Source organism: Novosphingobium arvoryzae, assembly GCF_014652615.1.
Taxonomy (GTDB): domain Bacteria; phylum Pseudomonadota; class Alphaproteobacteria; order Sphingomonadales; family Sphingomonadaceae; genus Novosphingobium; species Novosphingobium arvoryzae.
This window is the reverse complement of the sequence record NZ_BMZD01000004.1, coordinates 75,200-92,813: the sequence shown is the minus strand read 5'-3', so window position 1 is coordinate 92,813 and position 17,614 is coordinate 75,200. Positions and strand designations below refer to the sequence as shown.

The window sequence follows — 17,614 nt, the reverse complement described above, 5'->3', positions numbered from 1 at the left end:
CCATCCGCTTATTCGGCGGCGACAGCCATGTCGACCGACACGTACTTGCGGCCAAGCTTCCCATCGTGGAAGCGCACGCGGCCTTCGGTCAGCGCGAACAGGGTGTGATCCTTGCCCATGCCGACGTTGGCGCCCGGGTACACCTTGGTCCCGCGCTGACGGATGATGATGTTGCCGCCGATCACTTCCTGACCGCCGAACTTCTTCACGCCAAGGCGGCGGCCTGCTGAGTCGCGACCGTTACGCGAAGAGCCGCCTGCTTTCTTATGTGCCATCTCGAACTACTCCGGAATCTTATTCAGCAGCTGCGGCCGGTTCGGCCTTCTTGGCGGCGGCCTTCTTCGGCGCAGCCTTGGCTTCGGCGCCACCCACGGCGACGATGCGCAGCAGGGTCATCTGCTGGCGGTGGCCGTTGCGACGACGATAGTTGTGACGGCGACGCTTCTTGAAAACGATCACCTTTTCCGACTTCGCCTGCGCGATGATCTCAGCCGAGACGACAACGCCCGCAGCATCCTTCACTTCGCCGCCGTCGCCGGCCAGCAGAACGTCGCTCAGCGTGATGGTCTCACCAGCTTCGCCAGCCAGCTTTTCAACCGCGATCTTGTCTCCGGCGGCAACCCGGTATTGCTTGCCGCCCGTGCGCACAACTGCGAACATCGTATCGTATCCGTTCGTTAATCCTGACCGCACCGCCCGGTTTCGGACAATGCGCCAGACGCCCCACCTGAACGGCAGGGGTCCGGAAGAAGGGCCGCCGATAGTGCAAGGCCGCCGTGCTGTCAACGCTGGAAGCGCCGGAAAGTCACGCCCTATGGCAGTCCGCGCCCGGCATGCTATGGCCGGACGATGCACCGCTCATCCCCCATCCTGCTGCTCGCCGCAAGCGCACTTTCTCTGGCCGGCTGCGCCAATGACATTGCCGAATATCCCTCGCTCGCGCGGCGTCCGGCCGAACGGGTGAGCGGCGCGGCATTGCCCGCTGCCGCCAGCACGCAGCCCGGCCCGGCCCCATCGGCGGCGGTTCTGGGCCGACTCGATTCGCTGGTCTCCACCGCCCGCGCCGCGGACGAACGCTTCTCCGCGCGCGAGGCGCAGGCCCGCGCGCTGGTCGGCAGTGCCACCGGCGCGGCGCTGGGCAGTGAAAGCTGGGCGGTGGCGTCGGTTGCGCTGTCGCAGCTAGAATCGGCCCGCAGCGATGCAATGGTGGCGCTGGCGGAACTGGATGAGCTCTATGCCGCCGCGCGAATCGACGCCGCTGACGCCCGCGCGATTGCGGCTGCCCGCGATACCGTCATCGCGCTGGTGGCCCGGCAAGACCATGTGGTGGGCGAACTGGGCGAGCGACTCGCGCGCTAGATCCAACGGTCCAGATCGGCATAGTCCTGCGGGCGCGGCTCGATCCAGCGCCACACGCCGCCCGTCTGCTCGCGCTTCCAGAACCAGCTTTCGGCCTTGAGGTGGTCCATCGCGAAGTCCGCCGCGGCAAAGGAGTCGCGGCGGTGGCGCGATGCGGCCGCCACCAGCACGATCGGTTCGGCCGGCCGCATCACACCGCTACGATGCAGGATCAGTATCCCGTCAAGCGCCCAGCGGCTGTGCACGATCCCGGCCAGCCGTTCCATCCCCGGCAGGGTCAACGGGCCATAGTGCTGCAGCTCCAGCGCCTCGACCGCGTCGTCCTGGCGGACCTGCCCCAGAAAGCTGACCACGCCCCCGGCGCTGGGATGGGCGGCGGTGAACCGGCGCAGTTCCTCGGCAGGGTCGAAGGCAGCGGTCAGCAGGCGGACATCGTCGGCCATGCTATCCCCCGCTCACCGGCGGCAGGAATGCCAGCTCATCCCCGGCAGCTAGCACCACGCCGCGATCCCCGATCAGGTCGCCGTTGAGTGCGATTCGCACGCGTTCATCCAGCAGGGCCAGCGCCAGCGCCGGATCGAGCCCAGCCAGCACCGTTTCCAGCGGACCGGGCGCAACCTCCAGCTCTGCGCAGCCCGCCAAGTCGGTCAGCCGCCCCAGGAACACCAGCCGTGCCATCGCCTAGCCTCCGGTCATCGACATATGCCGCGCCAGCGCCGGGGCGGCGCCGGGCCGGTCGATCGCAAAGGCGTGGCGCAGCGGCTTGATCCGCATGGCCGTATCGAGCGCCGCCGACAATGCCGCATCGGGATCGTCGGATCGCAGCGCGGCGCGCAGGTCCACCTGCTCCGTCCCGCCCAGGCAGGCAAAAAGCTGCCCCGTCGCGGTCACCCGCACCCGGTTGCAACCATCGCAGAAGTTGTTGGTGAGCGGGGTGATGAACCCCAAGCGCCCGCCCGTTTCGGCCACCTCGACATAACGCGCCGGACCGCCGGTGCGGTGGGGGCTGTCGGCCAGGGTGAAGCGAGCCTCCAGCGCGGCGCGCACAGCGGTCAGCGGCAGGTAGTGGTCGAACCGGTCGGCCTCTACCTCGCCCAGCGGCATGACCTCGATCAGGGTCAGGTCCATCCCCTGCCCGTGCGCCCATGCGATCAGTTCGGGCAGTTCCGCTTCGTTGATGCCTTTCAGCGCCACGGTGTTGAGCTTGACCCGCAAGCCCGCCGCCCGCGCCGCCGCGATCCCTTCCAGCACCTGCGGCAGCGAATCGCGCCGGGCCAGCCGCGCAAACCCGGCCCGGTCCAGCGTATCGAGCGAAACGTTGATTCGCTTCACCCCCGCCGCAGCGATAGAATCGGCAAACTCGGCCAGCCGGGTGCCGTTGGTGGTGAGCGTCAGCTCCTCCAACCCATCACCCAGCTTGCGCCCCAGCGCCTGCACCAGTTCGATCATGTCGCGCCGCACCAGCGGCTCGCCGCCAGTCAGGCGCAGCTTGGTCACCCCGCGCGCGATGAAGCCCAGTGCCAGCCGGTGCAGTTCCTCAAGGCTGAGCACGTCCTTGCGCGGCAGGAATTCCTGCCGTTCGGGCATGCAATAGCCGCAGCGCAGATCGCACCGGTCGGTCACCGACAGGCGCAGATAGGAAATGCGCCGCTGGAACTGGTCGATTAAGGGTACTGGCTCGCTCATGCGCCAGACGGTAACACAGCCCCGGCCCCGGCGTCATCCAGTGGCAGATATTGCCCGGTCAGCCCCTGCGCCGTGGCGAGATAGGCCAGCGCAGAATCCACTGCGTCCGGATTGTCGCTGGCGATGGCGTTGATCCGGCGCGGAGCGAAAGCGCGGCCCAGCGCGCCAACCGCCGCTTCGCGCCAACCCCGGTGCGGGTGCTCGGCCGGGGCGAATACCAGCAACACGTCACCCTCTGTCGGCAGGGCGGGAACCAGTTCGGCGTGGAACCGCGCGGCGGCAGCCAGGGGATCATCCGGCAAGCCCGCGATCCGCACCGGCTGCATCACTTGCGCTCCCGCGTCAGGGTCATGCCGATCCGTTCGCCATTCTCGCTGATCGCCAGCTTGACGATCTTCACCGTCACGGCCTCCACCCGCGCGTCCTGCACGAACAGGGTTTCGCAGATGTGATCCGCGACCGCCTCGATCAGCTTGAAATGCACGCCCTGCGGCAGGGCTTCGGACGCGGCGAACTTCAGGTCCATGTAGTTTTTGCTGGCGTCGAGCGGCGTGTCCGGCTCGTACCGGTCTGCGGGCTTCAGCCGCACGGTGATGGTGAAGCGCAGCGGCTGCGGGCGGCCGGTTTCCTCCGAATAGATGCCAGTCAGGACATCGTGTTCGAAATCAGCAACCTCAAGGATCAGACTGTCGGTCATAATTAGTATGCTTTACTTACTAAATTGCGGGCCGTCCAGATAGCAGTTGCGGCACCGGCCCGCCGAAACGGACAAGTCATCTAGCCGTTCCGCCAGCGGGCGAAAATGGCCGTGGGCAGCATGCGGCCTGCGCCGATTCCGCCCTCGCCCTCTTCGCGCACCACCAGTTCGCCGTGCTCGACCACGCCGGGCAGGTCCGCACAGGCTTCGGCCAGCAGGCCGCCGATCGCCAGCGACGACATGCGCACCGCGTAAACCGTCAGGAACAGGAACTTGCTGTCCGCATCGAGCAGCTTGGCGCAATCATGCACCAGCCCCGGCAGGTGATCCTCCAGCCGCCAGACTTCGCCTTCCGGTCCGCGACCGAACTTGGGCGGGTCGAGGATGATCCCGTCATAGCGCTTGCCCCGCCGCACTTCGCGGGCGGTGAACTTGGCCGCATCGTCCACGATCCAGCGAATCGGCCGCCCGTCCATGCCTGACAGCGCGGCATTGGCGCGCGCCTGGGTGACGGATTTCTTCGACGCATCGACGTGCGTCACCGCGCCATAGCGCGACAGCGCCAGAGTACCGACGCCGGTGTAACCGAACAGGTTGAGCGTCGACGCATCGCGCCGCTCGCCCAGTTGCGTCCCCATCCAGTCCCACACCGGGGCCATGTCCGGGAAGAAGCCCAGGTGGCGGAACGGGGTGCACTGCGCGGTAAAGCGCACGGCGTCCTCACCGTTGGGCCAGCCCAGCGGCCAACCGTCGCGCGGAACCGGGTTGGCAAACTGCCAGCGCCCGCCGCCGTCCTCGTCCGATCCGGGCACGAACTCCCCATCAGACTTCCAGCGTTCCAGCCGGGGCGCCCACAGCGCCTGCGCATCGGGGCGGATGAAGCGGTGCGGGCCGTACCGTTCCAGCTTGCGCCCGTCGCCGCTGTCGATCAGGCCATAATCGGACCAGCCCTCGCCGCAGAGCAAGCGGGCCTGCGGATCGAGATCGGCCATTATCCCCGCGCGACCGCATGGGCCGCAACATGGGCGGCAATCGTGTCATAATCGCCGGGCAACTCGATCAGGCGCTCCTCGCGCTCGAACAGGTCGCCGATCCGCGCGGGCAAGGTCGGCCGCTGGCCGGTTGCCCGTTCCACCGCGTCGCGGAACTTGGCCGGATGGGCCGTCGCCAGCGTGACAACCGGAACATCCGCGGGCAGCCCCGCGTTCCGCGCCGCATGCAGGCCGATGGCGGTGTGCGGATCGAGCAGCTCACCGCATTCTTCCCAGGCCCAGCGAATCGCGTTGGCCATGTCGCTGGCATCGGCACGGGCGCTGGTGAACAACCGGGCCGCGCCTTCGCGCTGCGCGTTGGTCAGCTGCATCACCTTGGTCGATTCGAACCCGGCCATCTGCGCCGCCAGCGCCGCGCCATCGCGTCCGCCGAGGTCGAACAGCAGCCGTTCGAAGTTGGAGGAAACCTGGATGTCCATCGACGGCGCCGCCGTGGGCGTGACCGTACCGGCGGAATAGTCGCCCGAGGTCAGCGCGCGATGCAGGATGTCGTTGACGTTGGTCGCCACGATCAGCTTCGCCACCGGCAGGCCCATCTGCGCCGCAACATAGCCCGCGAACACGTCCCCGAAATTGCCGGTCGGCACGGCAAAGGCCACTTCGCGGTGCGGCGCGCCCAGTTGCAGCCCGGCGGCGAAGTAATAGACCACTTGCGCCATCAACCGTGCCCAGTTGATCGAATTGACCGCGCCGATGCTGAACCGGCTGGTCATGCCCTGATCGTTGAACATCCGCTTCACCATCGCCTGCGCATCGTCGAACGTGCCTTCGATGGCGATGTTGTGGACGTTGGGAGCCAGCACCGTGGTCATCTGGCGCCGCTGGACGTCCGACACGCGCCCCTTGGGGTGCAGCATGAAGATATCGACCCGCGCACGGCCCGCGACCGCGTCAATCGCGGCGGAACCGGTATCGCCCGATGTCGCCCCGACGATGGTCAGCGGATCGCCGCCCCGGCCCAGGAATTCCTCGAACAACAGGCCCAGCAGTTGCAGCGCGACGTCCTTGAACGCCAGCGTCGGGCCGTGGAACAGCTCCAGCAGCCACTGCTGCTCGTCCAGCTGCTTCAGCGGGGTCACCGCCTTATGCGCAAAGCGGCCATAGGCCTGGGTAGTCAGTTCCAGCAGCCGTTCCGGCGTCAGGCTGTCTCCCACGAAAGGCAGCATGATCCGCTGCGCCAACTCGGCATAGGACAGCCCGGCAAACCCGGCGATCTCCTCTTTCGAGAAACGCGGCCATTCGCGCGGCACATACAGACCACCATCGCTGGCCAGACCGGCGAGCGTTGCGCCTTCGAAATCGAGCGCCGGGGCGCTTCCACGGGTTGAGATATATTCCATCGCGCGGCGGGCGTTAGCCGGAGTTTGCGCGAATTGAAACCCTAGAGCGCCATCCGCTTGCGCAGTGCGATCGCGTAGATCACCAGCGCGGTAAGTGCGAACAGGAACCACTGGATCGCATAGGACAGATGGTTGTTGGGAATGCTGGCCGGATCGGGCCGGGCGTTGGCATCCAGCCCGGCAAGCGGCGGATCGGCGATCAGGCGGACCGTTTCCCCGGCCCCCAGCGCGACGGTGCCGGTCACCACGCCGCCGGTCCACACGCGGGGCTGCAGATCTTTCGACCAGCCGATCAGCACTTCCGCACTGCCCCCACCCGGCAGCGGGCAGATGAAGGCATGGGCCCAGCCGGTGGTGCCAGCGGCGTTATGCCCTGCAACCGGCGCGTCCGGTCCGCTCGGTCGGCAATCCACCCGGCTGCGGCGGAACAGCACCGGCTCGGCCGCTTTGGCCGTGGCCGGGAACGGCACTTCGGCCGTGTTGCCGCCGACCGCCGCATAGCTTGCCAGCAGGGCTTCCTTCTGCTGCGCGCGGCCGAGCTGCCACACGCCCAGCGCGATCATCACGCCAATCGCTCCGACCACCAGCAGCGTCGCAAGAACCGGAATCCGCCTCATTGATCCTTCAACCGCCCTTCACCGGCATCGCGCCGGAATTCCGTTATCAGCAGTGCCGCCTTGGCGACGCGAAGGCCCCATAGCGTGGTCCCGGCCACGAACGGGATCCAGACCAGGGCATGGACCCAGACCGGCGGATGCCAGCTGAACTCCAGCCACAGCGCCAGCACCAGCGTGAGCGCGCCGATCAGCAGCGTCAGGAACGCCGCCGGTCCGTCACCCACGTTGAACTGCCCATAGTCCAGACCGCAGACCCGGCAACGCGGTGCGAACCGCGCCAGTCCGGCAAACAGCGTGCGCGCGCCGCATTGCGGGCACAGACCGAAAAGGGCAGCCGGAACGAGTCCCGGCTGCCCTTCGGATGCTTGGTTGCTGCCGTCAGGCATCAGTGCGTGGGATAGCCCCAGCCGCCCCAGACATAGACCGCGACGAACAGGAACAGCCACACGACGTCGACGAAGTGCCAGTACCAGGCAGCGGCTTCAAAACCGAAGTGCTGCTTGGGCGTGAAGTCGCCGTTGTAGGCGCGCTTCAGGCAGACGATCAGCATGATCGTGCCGATGATCACGTGGAACCCGTGGAAGCCGGTCGCCATGTAGAACGCCGAGCTGTAGGTGTTGCCACCGAAGCCGAACGGAGCGGCGGCATATTCATACGCCTGGATCGAGGTGAACAGCAGGCCCAGCGCCACCGTGGCCCACAGCCCCTTCTTCAGGCCGTCGCGATCACCGTGGATCAGCGAATGGTGCGCCCAGGTCACCGTGGTGCCCGAGCACAGCAGGATGAGGGTGTTCAGCAGCGGCAGATCGAAGGCGTTGATCACTTCCTCGATGGCCACCGGCGGGAATTGCCCGCCCACCACTTCGGCCACTTCCGAGGGGAACAGCGCGAAATCGAAGAACGCCCAGAACCAGCCGACGAAGAACATCACTTCCGAAGCGATGAACAGGATCATCCCGTAGCGCTGATGCAACTGCACCACCGGGGTATGATCGCCCGCGTGGGCTTCCTGGATGATCTTGGCGAACCACTGCCAGGCCGAAGCGATCAGCAGCGCCAGCCCCAGCCAGGGCACGACCTTGCCACCGGCCATGTCGTGCATGTTCAGCACCATGCCGGTCGTGAAGGTGAACGCGCCGATGGTGGTCATCAGCGGCACCAGATCGGGCGGCAGGATGTGAAAATCGTGATTCTTGGTTCCGGCCATGATGGTTTGGTCCCCGTTTATCCCTCTGCCCACCGCGAACGCGCGGGCCAAAATTCCAGACGCCCTTATCGTGCTGACTTCACCCGGTCCAGTGTCTTTGCGCGGCTATTCCGCAGCAACGTGGAAAGTGTAGCTCAGCGTGATCTGCTCGACGTTCTTCGCTTCCGGATCGTCGAGGATCTTGGGGTCGACGTAATAGATCACCGGCATGTCGATCGACTGGCCGGGCTGCAGCGTCTGCCGCTCAAAGCAGAAGCACTGGATCTTGTTGAAGTACTTGCCAACGTATTCCGGCTCGACGTTGAAGCTGGCGACACCTGTCACCGGCTTGTCCGACAGGTTTTCCGCCTTGTAGAACGCCATCTTGCGCGTGCCGATCCGCATCTCCTGCGTGACCTGCTGCGGCGCGAACTTCCACGGCATGCCACGGTCGACGTTGGCATCGAAACGGACCGAGATGCTTCCGGCTGCAACCTTGACGGTCGAGGCCTGCGCCTCGCTGACCTTCATGGTCGTGCCGCCAAAGCCGGTAACCTGGCAGAACAGCCGGTAAAGCGGGACCGAGGCGAACCCCAGGCCGAGCATGGCAAGGGCCCCGCCCAGCGCGATCAGGCCGGTGCGGGCGTTGCGATTGCGGGGGAGCGCGTCAGCCAGCATTGCCTTGCGGAGCCATCTTCACAAAGGTGAGGAAATAGAACAGCACGACAAAGCCCAGCAGCACCAGGCCCAGCGCAATGTTCCGCCCTTTCTGGATACGGCGGCGTTCGGCATCGTTGTTTTCCGGTAGGGTCATCGACTTATCCCATGATCCAACGGTCGGCCACCAGCGCGCCGAACAGCGCGAACAGGTAGATGACCGAGAAGGCGAACAGGCGCTTTTCAGGGCGCATGTCCATGTCCGTCGCGTCCCCCCGGAACACCGCGACACGTAAGCTGAGCAGCAGGAACACTGCCGACAGCAGCAGCGCCGAAGCGCCATAGACCGCCCCAGCCCCGGCAAACCAGAACGGTGCCAGGCTGAGCGGAAGCAGCAGCACCGCATAGACCAGGATCTGGCGGCGCGTGGAATGATGCCCGGCCACAACCGGCATCATCGGAATTCCCGCCTTGGCATAGTCCGTCTCGACGAACAGCGCGAGCGCCCAGAAATGCGGCGGGGTCCAGAAAAAGATGATCGCGAACAGCAGGATCGGCATCAGCGTGATCTCGCCGGTCGCGGCGATCCAGCCGATCATCGGCGGAAATGCCCCGGCCCCGCCACCAATCACGATGTTCTGCGGCGTGCGCGGCTTGAGCCAGATCGTGTAGACGACCGAATAATAGACGATCGAGATCGCCAGGATCAGCGCGGCCAGCCAGCTCACTGCCACGGCCATGACAAACACCGATGCGAGCGCCAGAATCAGGCCGAAACTGAGCGCGGAGTGGCGCTGCATCCGACCTGATGGCAGCGGACGATCAGCCGTGCGCTTCATCAGGGCGTCAAGGTCGGCTTCCCACCACTGGTTGAGCGCGGCCGATCCGCCCGCGCCGATGGCGATGCACAGGATCGCGGTGAACCCGATCAGCGGGTTGACCGGCCCCGGCGCGGCGAGCAGCCCGCACAGCCCGGTGAAGATCACCAGCGTCATCACGCGCGGCTTGGTCAGCGCGAAGAAATCGCGCCAGTCAGCGGGCAGCGGATGCACGGCAGGGGCAGCTTGGGCAGTCATGATCGTCGGCGCTATAGTCTGCCGCGGCGTCGCTGGAAAGGCCGATTGCTACAGTCTTTCGAGCCAATCGACGAGCAGCGCATTGACCTCTGCCGGTCGCTCCTGCTGGGTCCAGTGGCCGCAGCCTTCCAGAATGTGGCCTTCCACGTTGGGAACGAGCGGACGCATCATCGCCACCGGGTCTGCCACGGCGCCGAACAGCGACGTGGCGGGATCGCGCGTGCCGCCGATGAACAGCGCCGGGCACTCGATTCGCCGACCCCGGAACTGCTGTGCCCAGGCAAAATCGGCCTCGTGGTTGCGATAGCGGTTGAGCGGACCGCGAAAGCCCGAAGCGGTCATTTCACCGGCATAGAACGTCAGGTCCGCATCGCTCAGCCAGCCGGGCAGCCCGTCCGGGTCGGCGACATCCGGCAACCCTTCAAGGAACGTCGCGCCCAGCGGCTTGTCCCAGTGGTTGCCCAGCGGCGCATCGCCCGAGATTGAATAGAGCATCTTGCGCAGGAACGCGCGCGGATCGGCCTCGGCCTCCGCCTCGGCCACGCCGGGTTCCTGAAAGAACTCCTGGTAAAAGAACCGGCCCTGGCTGGTGAAGTGTTCGCGGAACACCTCGGTAAACGGGCGGTCCGGCACGCCCGCGAACGGGACCGACATCGCCGCCACCGCGCGGAACACGTCCGGCCGGGCCAGCGTGGAATTCCAGACGATCGGTGCGCCCCAATCGTGCCCGATCAGCACCACCTGCTGGCCCGGCACCAACGCATCGCGCAGGCAGACCAGATCGCCGACCAGCCGCTCCATCGCATAGGCGTCGACCGCATGGGGCTTGTCCGACCCGCCATAGCCGCGCACGTCGATGGCGCATGCGGTAAACCCGGCCGCCGCGACCGGCCCCAGCTGGTGACGCCACGAATACCAGCTTTCCGGAAAGCCGTGGACCATGATCGCCAGTGGCGCGGTACCGACGACAGGCCCCTCGATGGCGCAACGCAAGGTAACTTCGCCGCAGTCGATCTGGCGCAATTCGGGCATCGTTCGTCCTTCCCCTGTCGTCATCGCGTGCAGCACCACCGCACCGCGATCCGGCGCATCTTGGCGCTTCGCCAATGGATTGCCGCGTCCCTGCACGGCCCGCAATGCGGAAAGCGCACGAGCACACGAAAACGCCCCGGCTTTATGGGCCGGGGCGCGTTCGTTTCAGCAATCAGGCAAGCTTGCCGTCAGACCGTTCTCAGTGATGACCCTTGTCGTCGATGACGGGCAGGGTTTCGAACTGGTGGAACGGCGGCGGGCTCGACAGGGTCCATTCCAGCGTCGTCGCGCCTTCGCCCCAGTAGTTGGCCGGAGCCTTCTTGCCAGCGGTGAAGGCGTAGATGATGTTGATGAACCAGATCACGAGGCTTGCGGCCATGATCTTGTAGCCCAGCGTCGAGATCGCGTTCCAGTATTCATAGGCCGGGGTGTAGTCCGGATAGCGGCGCGGCATCCCCTGCAGACCCAGGAAGTGCTGCGGGAAGAAGATCAGGTTCACGCCGACGAAGAACACCCAGAAGTGCAGGTGCGACAGGAACTCGGAGTGCATCCGGCCGCTCATCTTCGGGAACCAGTAGTAGAAGCCCGCGAACAGGCCCGTCACCGCGCCCAGCGACAGCACGTAGTGGAAGTGCGCCACCACGTAGTAGGTGTCGTGCAGCACGTCGTCCACGCCGCCGTTGGCCAGGACCACGCCGGTCACGCCGCCCACGGTGAACAGGAAGATGAAGCCCAGCGCCCAGACCATCGGCGACTTGAACTCGAGGCTGCCGCCCCACATCGTCGCGATCCACGAGAAGATCTTCACGCCGGTCGGCACGGCGATCACCATCGTCGCGGCCGTGAAGTACATCTTGGTGTTAACCGACAGGCCCGAGGTGTACATGTGGTGCGCCCACACGACGAACCCGACTACGCCGATGGCGACCATCGCGTAGGCCATGCCGAGGTAGCCGAACACCGGCTTCTTCGAGAAGGTCGAGACGATCTGGCTGATGATGCCGAAGGCCGGCAGGATCATGATGTACACTTCGGGGTGACCGAAGAACCAGAACAGGTGCTGGTACAGGATCGGATCGCCACCGCCCGACGGATCGAAGAAGGTGGTGCCGAAGTTACGGTCGGTGATCAGCATGGTGATCGCGGCGGCCAGCACCGGCAGCGCCAGCAGCAGCAGGAACGCGGTGACCAGCACCGACCACACGAACAGCGGCATCTTGTGCAGGGTCATGCCCGGCGCGCGCATGTTGAAGATGGTGGTGATGAAGTTGATCGCGCCCATGATCGACGCGGCACCGGCGAGGTGCAGCGAGAAGATCGCGAAGTCCATCGCCGGACCGGTCGAGCCATAGGTCGACAGCGGTGCATAGGCCGTCCAGCCCACGCCGGCACCGTTGGCCACGCCGCCCGGCACGAACGCCGAGCAGAGCAGCGAGACGAAGCCCGCCACAGTCAGCCAGAACGAGATGTTGTTCATGCGCGGGAACGCCATGTCCGGCGCGCCGATCATGATCGGGATGAACCAGTTGCCGAAGCCACCGATGATCGCCGGCATGACCAGGAAGAACACCATGATCAGGCCGTGCGCGGTGATCAGCACGTTCCACAGGTGAAGCTGCTGGTCAAAGCTGGGGTTCGGGTTGCCGAACCACTTGGCGAACATGTCGAGATACTGGATGCCCGGCTCGGCCAGCTCGAAACGCATCATGCCCGAGAAGGCGCCGCCGATGATCCCCGCGATGATCGCGAAGATCAGGTACAGCGTCCCGATGTCCTTGTGGTTGGTCGACATGAACCAGCGGGCGAAGAAACCCGGCAGGTGATCATGATCGTCGTGTGCATGCGCCCCGTCGTCGTGCGCCTGGAAATGGTCTGCGGTAGTAGCCATGGCTAAACCTTGTCCTTGTCTAATCGGGTTCAGGCGGCAGGAGCCGGAGCGGCTTCGGCAGCGGGCGCGGCGGCAGCGGGAGCGGCTTCAGCAGCGGCGGGCGCTTCGGGCAGCCCGTCGATCTTGCCGCCCGACTGCGTCAGCACCCAGGCATTGAACTTGTCACGCGGCAGCGCTTCGATCGCGATCGGCATATAGCCGTGGCGGACGCCGCACAGTTCCGAGCACTGGCCGTAGTACACGCCCGGTTCGCGGATGGTCAGGGTCTTTTCGTTGATGCGACCCGGAACGCCGTCGATCTTGTACCACAGCGAGGGGATCGCGAACGAGTGGATCACGTCGGCTGCGGTCACCTGCAGGCGGATCGGCTCACCCACCGGCACGACCATGCGATAGTCGACGCCCATCTTGAGCGGTTCGCCGCGCTTGGCCGCTTCCTCGTCCGGCAGCATGTTCGAGATCACTTCGAACCCGCCATTGTCGGGGTAGGTGTAGGTCCAGAACCACTGGTTGCCGGTGGCCTTGATCGTCAGGGCCTTGGCTGGAGCGGGTTCGAACTGCTTGGCGATCAGCGAGATCGAGGGCACCGCGATACCCAGCAGGATCAGGATCGGCACGGCCGTCCACACCACTTCGAGGGCGGTGTTGTGGCTGGTCTTAGACGGCACCGGGTTGGCGCGCTTATTGAAGCGCAGCACCACGAAGGCGAGCAGCAGGAACACGAAGATCGTGATCGCGACGATGATATAGAGCAGCGCGTCGTGCAGGGCGTTGGCCTGATCGCCGACGTCGGAGAACTGGGTCTGGGTGCCCAGGCCGCCATCCACCGGCATGCCCTTGCCCGGAGTCGGCTGCATTGGCGTGTAGCCGCCGGGCGCAACCTTGAAGCGCGGATCGTTGGGATCAACCGCCGGAGCCGCCGGAGCGGGAGCCGGGGCGGCGACCGCCGGGGCAGCCGTTGCCGCGGCGGCATCGGTCGCAACCGCAGCCGCTTCGGTGGCGGTCGCTTCGGCGGCAGCCGCCTGGGCATTCGCCACCTGCGGCGCGGCGAGCAGCGCCAGGGAAAGTCCGATCGCCTTGATCGTGCGACCCGCTGAACGGGCAGATTGGCCGAATTTCATCGTTCTTGTGCTTTCGCTTTCCTTTGTCGGCAAGAGAACAGCATGCCCCCTCCTGCCCCATGGGAGTCACAATTTGGGAGGGCCTATACGCGCGCTTGCGAGGGCACTCAAGCGCCTCTAGGGGATATTTTTGACAGATCGCAACGACGCCCTTCGCCCGGGCGATGCAATATCGGAAAAGGACCGTAACCAATATGCAGGACGAAGACGTTCTGGCCGAGTTCCGCGCCAGCAAGGCCTTGCTGGAGGGGCATTTCCTGCTTTCGTCGGGACGCCACAGCGCGCACTACCTGCAATGTGCGCGGGTTCTGATGGACCCGATGCGGGCCTCGCGCCTCGCCGCCGCGCTGGCCGCAAAGCTCCCGCGCGAGCTGCGCAAGGAGCTGACCAAGGTGGTCGCGCCGGCCATGGGCGGGGTGATCATCGGCCATGAAATGGGCCGCGCACTAGGTCTAGAGGCCGTATTCGTGGAGCGCCCCACCGGCACGTTCGAACTGCGCCGCGGCTTTACCATCGAACCGGGCGAGAAAGTGCTGATGGTGGAAGACGTCGTCACCACCGGCCTGTCGAGCCGCGAGGCGATCAAGGCCGTTCAGGAAGCCGGCGGCGAAGTGATCGCCGAAGCCGCGCTGGTCGACCGGTCGGGCGGATCGGTCGACCTGGGGGTGCCTTTCTACCCGCTTATCGCCATCAACTTTCCGACTTATGCCGAGGACGAGCTGCCGCCCGAACTGGCCGCAACCCCTGCGGTCAAGCCGGGCAGCCGCGCAAATCCCTGATTACAGGACTCCGCACAGGACTTTGCCATGATCCCTTCCCGCCTCCGCCTGGGCGTCAACATCGACCACGTCGCGACGATCCGCAACGCGCGCGGCGGCGATCATCCCGATCCGGTCCGCGCGGCGGAAATCGTCGCGGCCTGCGGCGGCGACGGGATCACCGCGCACCTGCGCGAGGATCGCCGCCATATCCGCGACGAGGACCTGGCCCGAATCCAGGCGGCGACCAACCTGCCGCTCAACCTGGAAATGGCCGCAACCGAGGAAATGCTGGCGATCGCCCTGCGCCACCAGCCGCACGCGGCCTGCATCGTTCCCGAACGGCGCGAGGAACGCACCACCGAAGGCGGACTGGACGCGGCCGGGCAGCACAACCGGCTCTACCCCATCGTGCAGAAGCTGGCGGATGCCGGCATCCGGGTCAGCCTGTTCATCGCCCCCGAAGTGCGCCAACTCGACGCCGCGATCCGGCTGGGTGCGCAAGTGGTGGAATTCCACACCGGCGAATATGCCCATGCGGACGGCGAAGCGCGCGCGGTGGAGCTCAAGCGCATTGCCGACATGGCCGCGCTCGCCGCGCGCAACGGCATCGAACCCCACGCCGGGCACGGCCTTACTTATGACAACGTCCAGGCCGTGGCCGCGATTCCGCAACTGGCGGAATTGAACATTGGCCACTATCTCATTGGCGAGGCAGTATTTGTTGGGCTGGAGAATGCGGTGGTGAAGATGCGCGAACTGATGGACGCGGCGCGGTGATCATCGCCATCGGGTCCGACCTCTGCAACATTGACCGGATCGCCAATTCGCTGGCCCGCTTTGGCGAGCGCTTCGAGAACCGGGTCTTCACCGACATCGAACGCGCCAAGGGCAACAGCCGCCCCTTCACCAAGGCGGGCACGCTGGCCAAGCGCTTTGCCGCGAAGGAAGCTTTTTCCAAGGCGGTCGGCACGGGGTTCAAGGCCGGGGTGTTCATGAAGGACATCGGCGTGGTCAATGCCCGCTCGGGCGCGCCGACGCTGGCGCTGACGGGCGGCGCGGCGGCGCGCCTGACCGCGATCACCCCGCCCGGACACGCCGCCGTCATCCACCTGACCCTGACCGACGATCACCCCTGGGCCCAGGCTTTCGTGGTGATCGAAGCCCGCAAATTGCCGGAACCGACTGACGCATGACCGACGAGACTGTTTCCGATCCTGCCGCGCCCGCAACTGCGGATACCCCGACTAAGGCCCAGGATAAGGTGGACTGGCTGGCCGAGATTCGCAGCCTTGCGGTGATGCTGCTGGCGGTGCTGGCGTTTCACAGCTTCATTGCCAAGCCGTTCTACATCCCCTCGATCTCGATGATGCCGAACCTGCTGGTCGGCGACCGGCTGGTCGTGTCGAAGTTCCCCTATGGCTGGAACTGGGCCTCGGTCAGTTTCCACCTGCTGCCGCGCTCGGACTGGCGCGTGGCAGGCAGCACGCCGGACTATGGCGACATCGTCATCGCCGTGCCGCGCAACCGCAACGAGGACCTGATCAAGCGCGTCGTGGCCCTGCCGGGAGACCGGATCGCGCTGAAGGAAGGGCTGATCATCCTGAACGGCAAGCCGATCCGGCGCGAAATCGTGCCGACCGTGCAATTGCCCGCCGACGACCAGCTGATGTGCGGCGATGCCGTCTACCAGTCGCACTGCTACGACGCGTTCGGGCCCTATCGCACCCGGCTGCCCAGCGGACGCGATGTCTATGAACTGCCCGCCTACCGCGAAACGATGCCCAACGGCGCCAGCTTCATCGTGATCGATCATGTCCGCCAGACGCTCGACAACATGGCCGAAGTGACGGTTCCGGCGGGGCACGTGTTCCTAATGGGCGACAACCGCGATCATTCCGCCGACAGCCGCGTGTCGCTGGAGGAAAGCGGTCTGGGCGGTCCAGTGCCGCTGTCCGATGTGGGCGGGCGCGCCGAATTCACGACATTCAGCCTCAACGGCAGCGAAAGCTGGAACCCGCTGAGCTGGTGGGGCGCCTTGCGCGAAGGCCGCGCGTGGCGCAGCCTGCGGCCGGTGCACGTGCCTGAAGGAGGGAAATGATGGCCGATCTGGAAAAGGCGGGTCCGACCGACATCAGCGATCCGCTGATGCGGCAAGAGGCCAAGCGCGCCGCCGTGTGGATCGGCATGGCGGTGCTGGTCGCGCTGGTGGCGTTCCTCGCCCAGCCCCTGCTGGTGATTTTCGGCGGCATGGTGTTTGCCGCGATGATCGATGGCGGCGCCCGCCTGCTTGGCCGGGTGCTGCCGCTGCCACGCGGCATCCGGGTCACGATCGTCCTGCTGGCCGGCGTGGCGTTTCTGGGCTGGACCGCGATGTTCGCCGGGCAGCAGATCGCGGCGGAAGCCGCCGCCCTGCCCGCCATTGTCGAGACGCAGGCCCTGCGCGCGATCGACTGGCTGCAGAGCCACGGCTTCGCGATCAACGCCGCCAATATCCAGGGCATCGCGGAAAAGGCGCTGGGCGGCGTCAGCCAGCTGACCAGCGCGGTCGGCGGGGTGCTGGGCGGGCTGACCACGGCGTTCCTGATCCTGGTGATGGGCATCTATTTCGCGGCCGAGCCGCAGCTCTACCGGCGCGGCGTCGCCTGGATGCTGCCCGTGCGCGAGCGTGAGCATTTTGCCGGCACGACCGCCGAAATGGGCAAGACGCTGCGGATGCTGATGTTCGGGCGGCTGCTGGGGATGTTCGTCGAAGGGATCGCCACCTGGGCGATGCTGGCGATCTATGGCGTGCCGATGGCGGGGCTGCTGGGCCTGCTGACCGGCCTGCTGGCGTTCCTGCCGAATATCGGCGCGCCGATTTCCGGCTTGCTGATGGTCATCGTCGGCTTTTCCGGCGGCGTCGACATGGGGATCTATTGCATCATCGTCTACATCGTGGTGCAGACGGTGGACGGCAACATCATCGTCCCGATGGTGGCCAAGCGCACGGCGGACCTTGCCCCGGCGCTGGTGCTGGGCGCGCAGCTCATCATGGGCGCGCTGTTCGGGATCATCGGGCTGATGCTGGCCGACCCGCTGGTTGCGATGATCAAGGTCGCGCTGGAGCGCCAGTCGCTCCGCAATGCCCCCAACGAAGGTTGAA

Annotated in this window: 24 protein-coding genes; 6 read left to right on the top strand and 18 right to left on the bottom strand. The window is 66.0% G+C overall.

Going from position 1 to position 17,614, the window contains the following annotated elements:
• Positions 1–8: 8 nt before the first annotated feature.
• Together rpmA and rplU are read right to left on the bottom strand one after the other, a co-directional pair.
• Complete coding sequence (rpmA, locus tag IE113_RS09735) at positions 9–275, bottom strand: 50S ribosomal protein L27 (RefSeq protein WP_189540892.1); 267 nt, start codon at positions 273–275, stop codon at positions 9–11.
• Positions 276–294: 19 nt separating this feature from the next.
• Positions 295–660, bottom strand: a complete 366-nt coding sequence (gene rplU / locus IE113_RS09730) for a 50S ribosomal protein L21 (RefSeq protein WP_189540890.1) — start codon at positions 658–660, stop codon at positions 295–297.
• Between the two features lie 189 nt (positions 661–849).
• Here rplU and IE113_RS09725 point away from each other — a divergent pair, with 189 nt between their 5' ends.
• Positions 850–1,359 carry a hypothetical protein gene (locus IE113_RS09725; RefSeq protein WP_189540888.1) on the top strand — a complete coding sequence of 170 codons (510 nt, stop codon included), beginning with the start codon at positions 850–852 and terminating at the stop codon, positions 1,357–1,359.
• On the opposite strand, the gene IE113_RS09720 is transcribed toward IE113_RS09725, so the two are convergent.
• From IE113_RS09720 to coxB, 16 genes are all read right to left on the bottom strand, one after another.
• Positions 1,356–1,802, bottom strand: coding sequence for a molybdenum cofactor biosynthesis protein MoaE (locus tag IE113_RS09720; RefSeq protein ID WP_189540886.1), 447 nt, complete (start codon positions 1,800–1,802; stop codon positions 1,356–1,358). The two genes, IE113_RS09725 and IE113_RS09720, sit on opposite strands and share 4 nt — an antisense overlap.
• Before the next feature lies 1 nt (position 1,803).
• Positions 1,804–2,037, bottom strand: a complete 234-nt coding sequence (locus IE113_RS09715; protein WP_189540884.1) for a MoaD/ThiS family protein — start codon at positions 2,035–2,037, stop codon at positions 1,804–1,806.
• A gap of 3 nt (positions 2,038–2,040) precedes the next feature.
• Complete coding sequence (gene moaA, locus IE113_RS09710) at positions 2,041–3,045, bottom strand: GTP 3',8-cyclase MoaA (protein ID WP_189540881.1); 1,005 nt, start codon at positions 3,043–3,045, stop codon at positions 2,041–2,043.
• On the bottom strand, positions 3,042–3,371 hold the full coding sequence (locus IE113_RS09705) for a Rossmann fold domain-containing protein (protein ID WP_189541364.1): 330 nt from the start codon (positions 3,369–3,371) through the stop codon (positions 3,042–3,044). Before IE113_RS09705 ends, moaA begins: the two co-directional genes overlap by 4 nt.
• Entirely contained in the window at positions 3,371–3,742 is a 372-nt protein-coding gene (locus IE113_RS09700) for a dihydroneopterin aldolase (protein WP_189540879.1), read from the bottom strand. The genes IE113_RS09705 and IE113_RS09700 overlap by 1 nt, the downstream gene beginning before the upstream one ends.
• 80 nt (positions 3,743–3,822) lie before the next feature.
• Positions 3,823–4,734 carry an RsmD family RNA methyltransferase gene (locus IE113_RS09695; RefSeq protein WP_189540877.1) on the bottom strand — a complete coding sequence of 304 codons (912 nt, stop codon included), beginning with the start codon at positions 4,732–4,734 and terminating at the stop codon, positions 3,823–3,825.
• Positions 4,734–6,134 (bottom strand): threonine synthase, encoded by a 1,401-nt coding sequence (gene thrC / locus IE113_RS09690; protein ID WP_189540875.1) that lies wholly within the window; start codon positions 6,132–6,134, stop codon positions 4,734–4,736. Before thrC ends, IE113_RS09695 begins: the two co-directional genes overlap by 1 nt.
• 41 nt (positions 6,135–6,175) lie before the next feature.
• Positions 6,176–6,751: an SURF1 family cytochrome oxidase biogenesis protein gene (locus IE113_RS09685; protein ID WP_189540873.1), complete on the bottom strand. Its 576-nt coding sequence runs from the start codon at positions 6,749–6,751 to the stop codon at positions 6,176–6,178.
• Positions 6,748–7,137 carry a DUF983 domain-containing protein gene (locus IE113_RS09680; RefSeq protein WP_189540871.1) on the bottom strand — a complete coding sequence of 130 codons (390 nt, stop codon included), beginning with the start codon at positions 7,135–7,137 and terminating at the stop codon, positions 6,748–6,750. Before IE113_RS09680 ends, IE113_RS09685 begins: the two co-directional genes overlap by 4 nt.
• Positions 7,137–7,958 (bottom strand): cytochrome c oxidase subunit 3, encoded by an 822-nt coding sequence (locus IE113_RS09675; protein ID WP_189540869.1) that lies wholly within the window; start codon positions 7,956–7,958, stop codon positions 7,137–7,139. The genes IE113_RS09680 and IE113_RS09675 overlap by 1 nt, the downstream gene beginning before the upstream one ends.
• A gap of 105 nt (positions 7,959–8,063) precedes the next feature.
• Positions 8,064–8,615, bottom strand: a complete 552-nt coding sequence (locus IE113_RS09670; RefSeq protein ID WP_189540867.1) for a cytochrome c oxidase assembly protein — start codon at positions 8,613–8,615, stop codon at positions 8,064–8,066.
• On the bottom strand, positions 8,605–8,751 hold the full coding sequence (locus IE113_RS09665) for a cytochrome c oxidase system small membrane protein (protein WP_189540865.1): 147 nt from the start codon (positions 8,749–8,751) through the stop codon (positions 8,605–8,607). Before IE113_RS09665 ends, IE113_RS09670 begins: the two co-directional genes overlap by 11 nt.
• Before the next feature lie 4 nt (positions 8,752–8,755).
• Positions 8,756–9,670, bottom strand: a complete 915-nt coding sequence (locus IE113_RS09660) for a heme o synthase (protein ID WP_189540863.1) — start codon at positions 9,668–9,670, stop codon at positions 8,756–8,758.
• 48 nt (positions 9,671–9,718) lie between these two features.
• Positions 9,719–10,777, bottom strand: coding sequence for an alpha/beta fold hydrolase (locus tag IE113_RS09655; protein WP_229822262.1), 1,059 nt, complete (start codon positions 10,775–10,777; stop codon positions 9,719–9,721).
• Between the two features lie 124 nt (positions 10,778–10,901).
• Complete coding sequence (gene ctaD / locus IE113_RS09650; RefSeq protein ID WP_189540861.1) at positions 10,902–12,590, bottom strand: cytochrome c oxidase subunit I; 1,689 nt, start codon at positions 12,588–12,590, stop codon at positions 10,902–10,904.
• A 29-nt stretch (positions 12,591–12,619) separates the two neighbouring features.
• Positions 12,620–13,711: a cytochrome c oxidase subunit II gene (gene coxB / locus IE113_RS09645; protein WP_189540859.1), complete on the bottom strand. Its 1,092-nt coding sequence runs from the start codon at positions 13,709–13,711 to the stop codon at positions 12,620–12,622.
• 194 nt (positions 13,712–13,905) lie between these two features.
• Here coxB and pyrE point away from each other — a divergent pair, with 194 nt between their 5' ends.
• The 5 genes from pyrE to IE113_RS09620 are packed head-to-tail and all read left to right on the top strand — an operon-like array spanning position 13,906 to position 17,613.
• Complete coding sequence (gene pyrE / locus IE113_RS09640) at positions 13,906–14,490, top strand: orotate phosphoribosyltransferase (RefSeq protein WP_189540857.1); 585 nt, start codon at positions 13,906–13,908, stop codon at positions 14,488–14,490.
• A gap of 27 nt (positions 14,491–14,517) precedes the next feature.
• The gene (locus IE113_RS09635; protein ID WP_189540855.1) at positions 14,518–15,249 is read left to right on the top strand and encodes a pyridoxine 5'-phosphate synthase; all 732 of its coding nucleotides are present in this window, start codon (positions 14,518–14,520) and stop codon (positions 15,247–15,249) included.
• On the top strand, positions 15,246–15,665 hold the full coding sequence (gene acpS, locus IE113_RS09630) for a holo-ACP synthase (RefSeq protein WP_189540853.1): 420 nt from the start codon (positions 15,246–15,248) through the stop codon (positions 15,663–15,665). Before IE113_RS09635 ends, acpS begins: the two co-directional genes overlap by 4 nt.
• Positions 15,662–16,570, top strand: a complete 909-nt coding sequence (lepB, locus tag IE113_RS09625) for a signal peptidase I (protein ID WP_189540851.1) — start codon at positions 15,662–15,664, stop codon at positions 16,568–16,570. The genes acpS and lepB overlap by 4 nt, the downstream gene beginning before the upstream one ends.
• Positions 16,570–17,613, top strand: coding sequence for an AI-2E family transporter (locus IE113_RS09620; RefSeq protein WP_189540849.1), 1,044 nt, complete (start codon positions 16,570–16,572; stop codon positions 17,611–17,613). The genes lepB and IE113_RS09620 overlap by 1 nt, the downstream gene beginning before the upstream one ends.
• The last annotated feature ends 1 nt before the right edge of the window (position 17,614 follow it).

Excerpts from the sequence above, each read along its gene's own strand:
- coxB (WP_189540859.1), bottom strand. The coding sequence starts at position 13,711 with ATGAAATTCGGCCAATCTGCCCGTTCAGCGGGTCGCACGATCAAGGCG.
- IE113_RS09715 (WP_189540884.1), bottom strand. The coding sequence starts at position 2,037 with ATGGCACGGCTGGTGTTCCTGGGGCGGCTGACCGACTTGGCGGGCTGC.
- pyrE (WP_189540857.1), top strand. The coding sequence starts at position 13,906 with ATGCAGGACGAAGACGTTCTGGCCGAGTTCCGCGCCAGCAAGGCCTTG.
- ctaD (WP_189540861.1), bottom strand. The coding sequence starts at position 12,590 with ATGGCTACTACCGCAGACCATTTCCAGGCGCACGACGACGGGGCGCAT.
- IE113_RS09695 (WP_189540877.1), bottom strand. The coding sequence starts at position 4,734 with ATGGCCGATCTCGATCCGCAGGCCCGCTTGCTCTGCGGCGAGGGCTGG.
- IE113_RS09660 (WP_189540863.1), bottom strand. The coding sequence starts at position 9,670 with ATGACTGCCCAAGCTGCCCCTGCCGTGCATCCGCTGCCCGCTGACTGG.
- IE113_RS09685 (WP_189540873.1), bottom strand. The coding sequence starts at position 6,751 with ATGAGGCGGATTCCGGTTCTTGCGACGCTGCTGGTGGTCGGAGCGATT.
- lepB (WP_189540851.1), top strand. The coding sequence starts at position 15,662 with ATGACCGACGAGACTGTTTCCGATCCTGCCGCGCCCGCAACTGCGGAT.
- rplU (WP_189540890.1), bottom strand. The coding sequence starts at position 660 with ATGTTCGCAGTTGTGCGCACGGGCGGCAAGCAATACCGGGTTGCCGCC.
- IE113_RS09670 (WP_189540867.1), bottom strand. The coding sequence starts at position 8,615 with ATGCTGGCTGACGCGCTCCCCCGCAATCGCAACGCCCGCACCGGCCTG.
- IE113_RS09700 (WP_189540879.1), bottom strand. The coding sequence starts at position 3,742 with ATGACCGACAGTCTGATCCTTGAGGTTGCTGATTTCGAACACGATGTC.
- IE113_RS09675 (WP_189540869.1), bottom strand. The coding sequence starts at position 7,958 with ATGGCCGGAACCAAGAATCACGATTTTCACATCCTGCCGCCCGATCTG.
- IE113_RS09680 (WP_189540871.1), bottom strand. The coding sequence starts at position 7,137 with ATGCCTGACGGCAGCAACCAAGCATCCGAAGGGCAGCCGGGACTCGTT.
- rpmA (WP_189540892.1), bottom strand. The coding sequence starts at position 275 with ATGGCACATAAGAAAGCAGGCGGCTCTTCGCGTAACGGTCGCGACTCA.
- IE113_RS09665 (WP_189540865.1), bottom strand. The coding sequence starts at position 8,751 with ATGACCCTACCGGAAAACAACGATGCCGAACGCCGCCGTATCCAGAAA.
- IE113_RS09635 (WP_189540855.1), top strand. The coding sequence starts at position 14,518 with ATGATCCCTTCCCGCCTCCGCCTGGGCGTCAACATCGACCACGTCGCG.
- IE113_RS09705 (WP_189541364.1), bottom strand. The coding sequence starts at position 3,371 with ATGCAGCCGGTGCGGATCGCGGGCTTGCCGGATGATCCCCTGGCTGCC.
- IE113_RS09620 (WP_189540849.1), top strand. The coding sequence starts at position 16,570 with ATGGCCGATCTGGAAAAGGCGGGTCCGACCGACATCAGCGATCCGCTG.
- moaA (WP_189540881.1), bottom strand. The coding sequence starts at position 3,045 with ATGAGCGAGCCAGTACCCTTAATCGACCAGTTCCAGCGGCGCATTTCC.
- IE113_RS09720 (WP_189540886.1), bottom strand. The coding sequence starts at position 1,802 with ATGGCCGACGATGTCCGCCTGCTGACCGCTGCCTTCGACCCTGCCGAG.
- thrC (WP_189540875.1), bottom strand. The coding sequence starts at position 6,134 with ATGGAATATATCTCAACCCGTGGAAGCGCCCCGGCGCTCGATTTCGAA.
- IE113_RS09725 (WP_189540888.1), top strand. The coding sequence starts at position 850 with ATGCACCGCTCATCCCCCATCCTGCTGCTCGCCGCAAGCGCACTTTCT.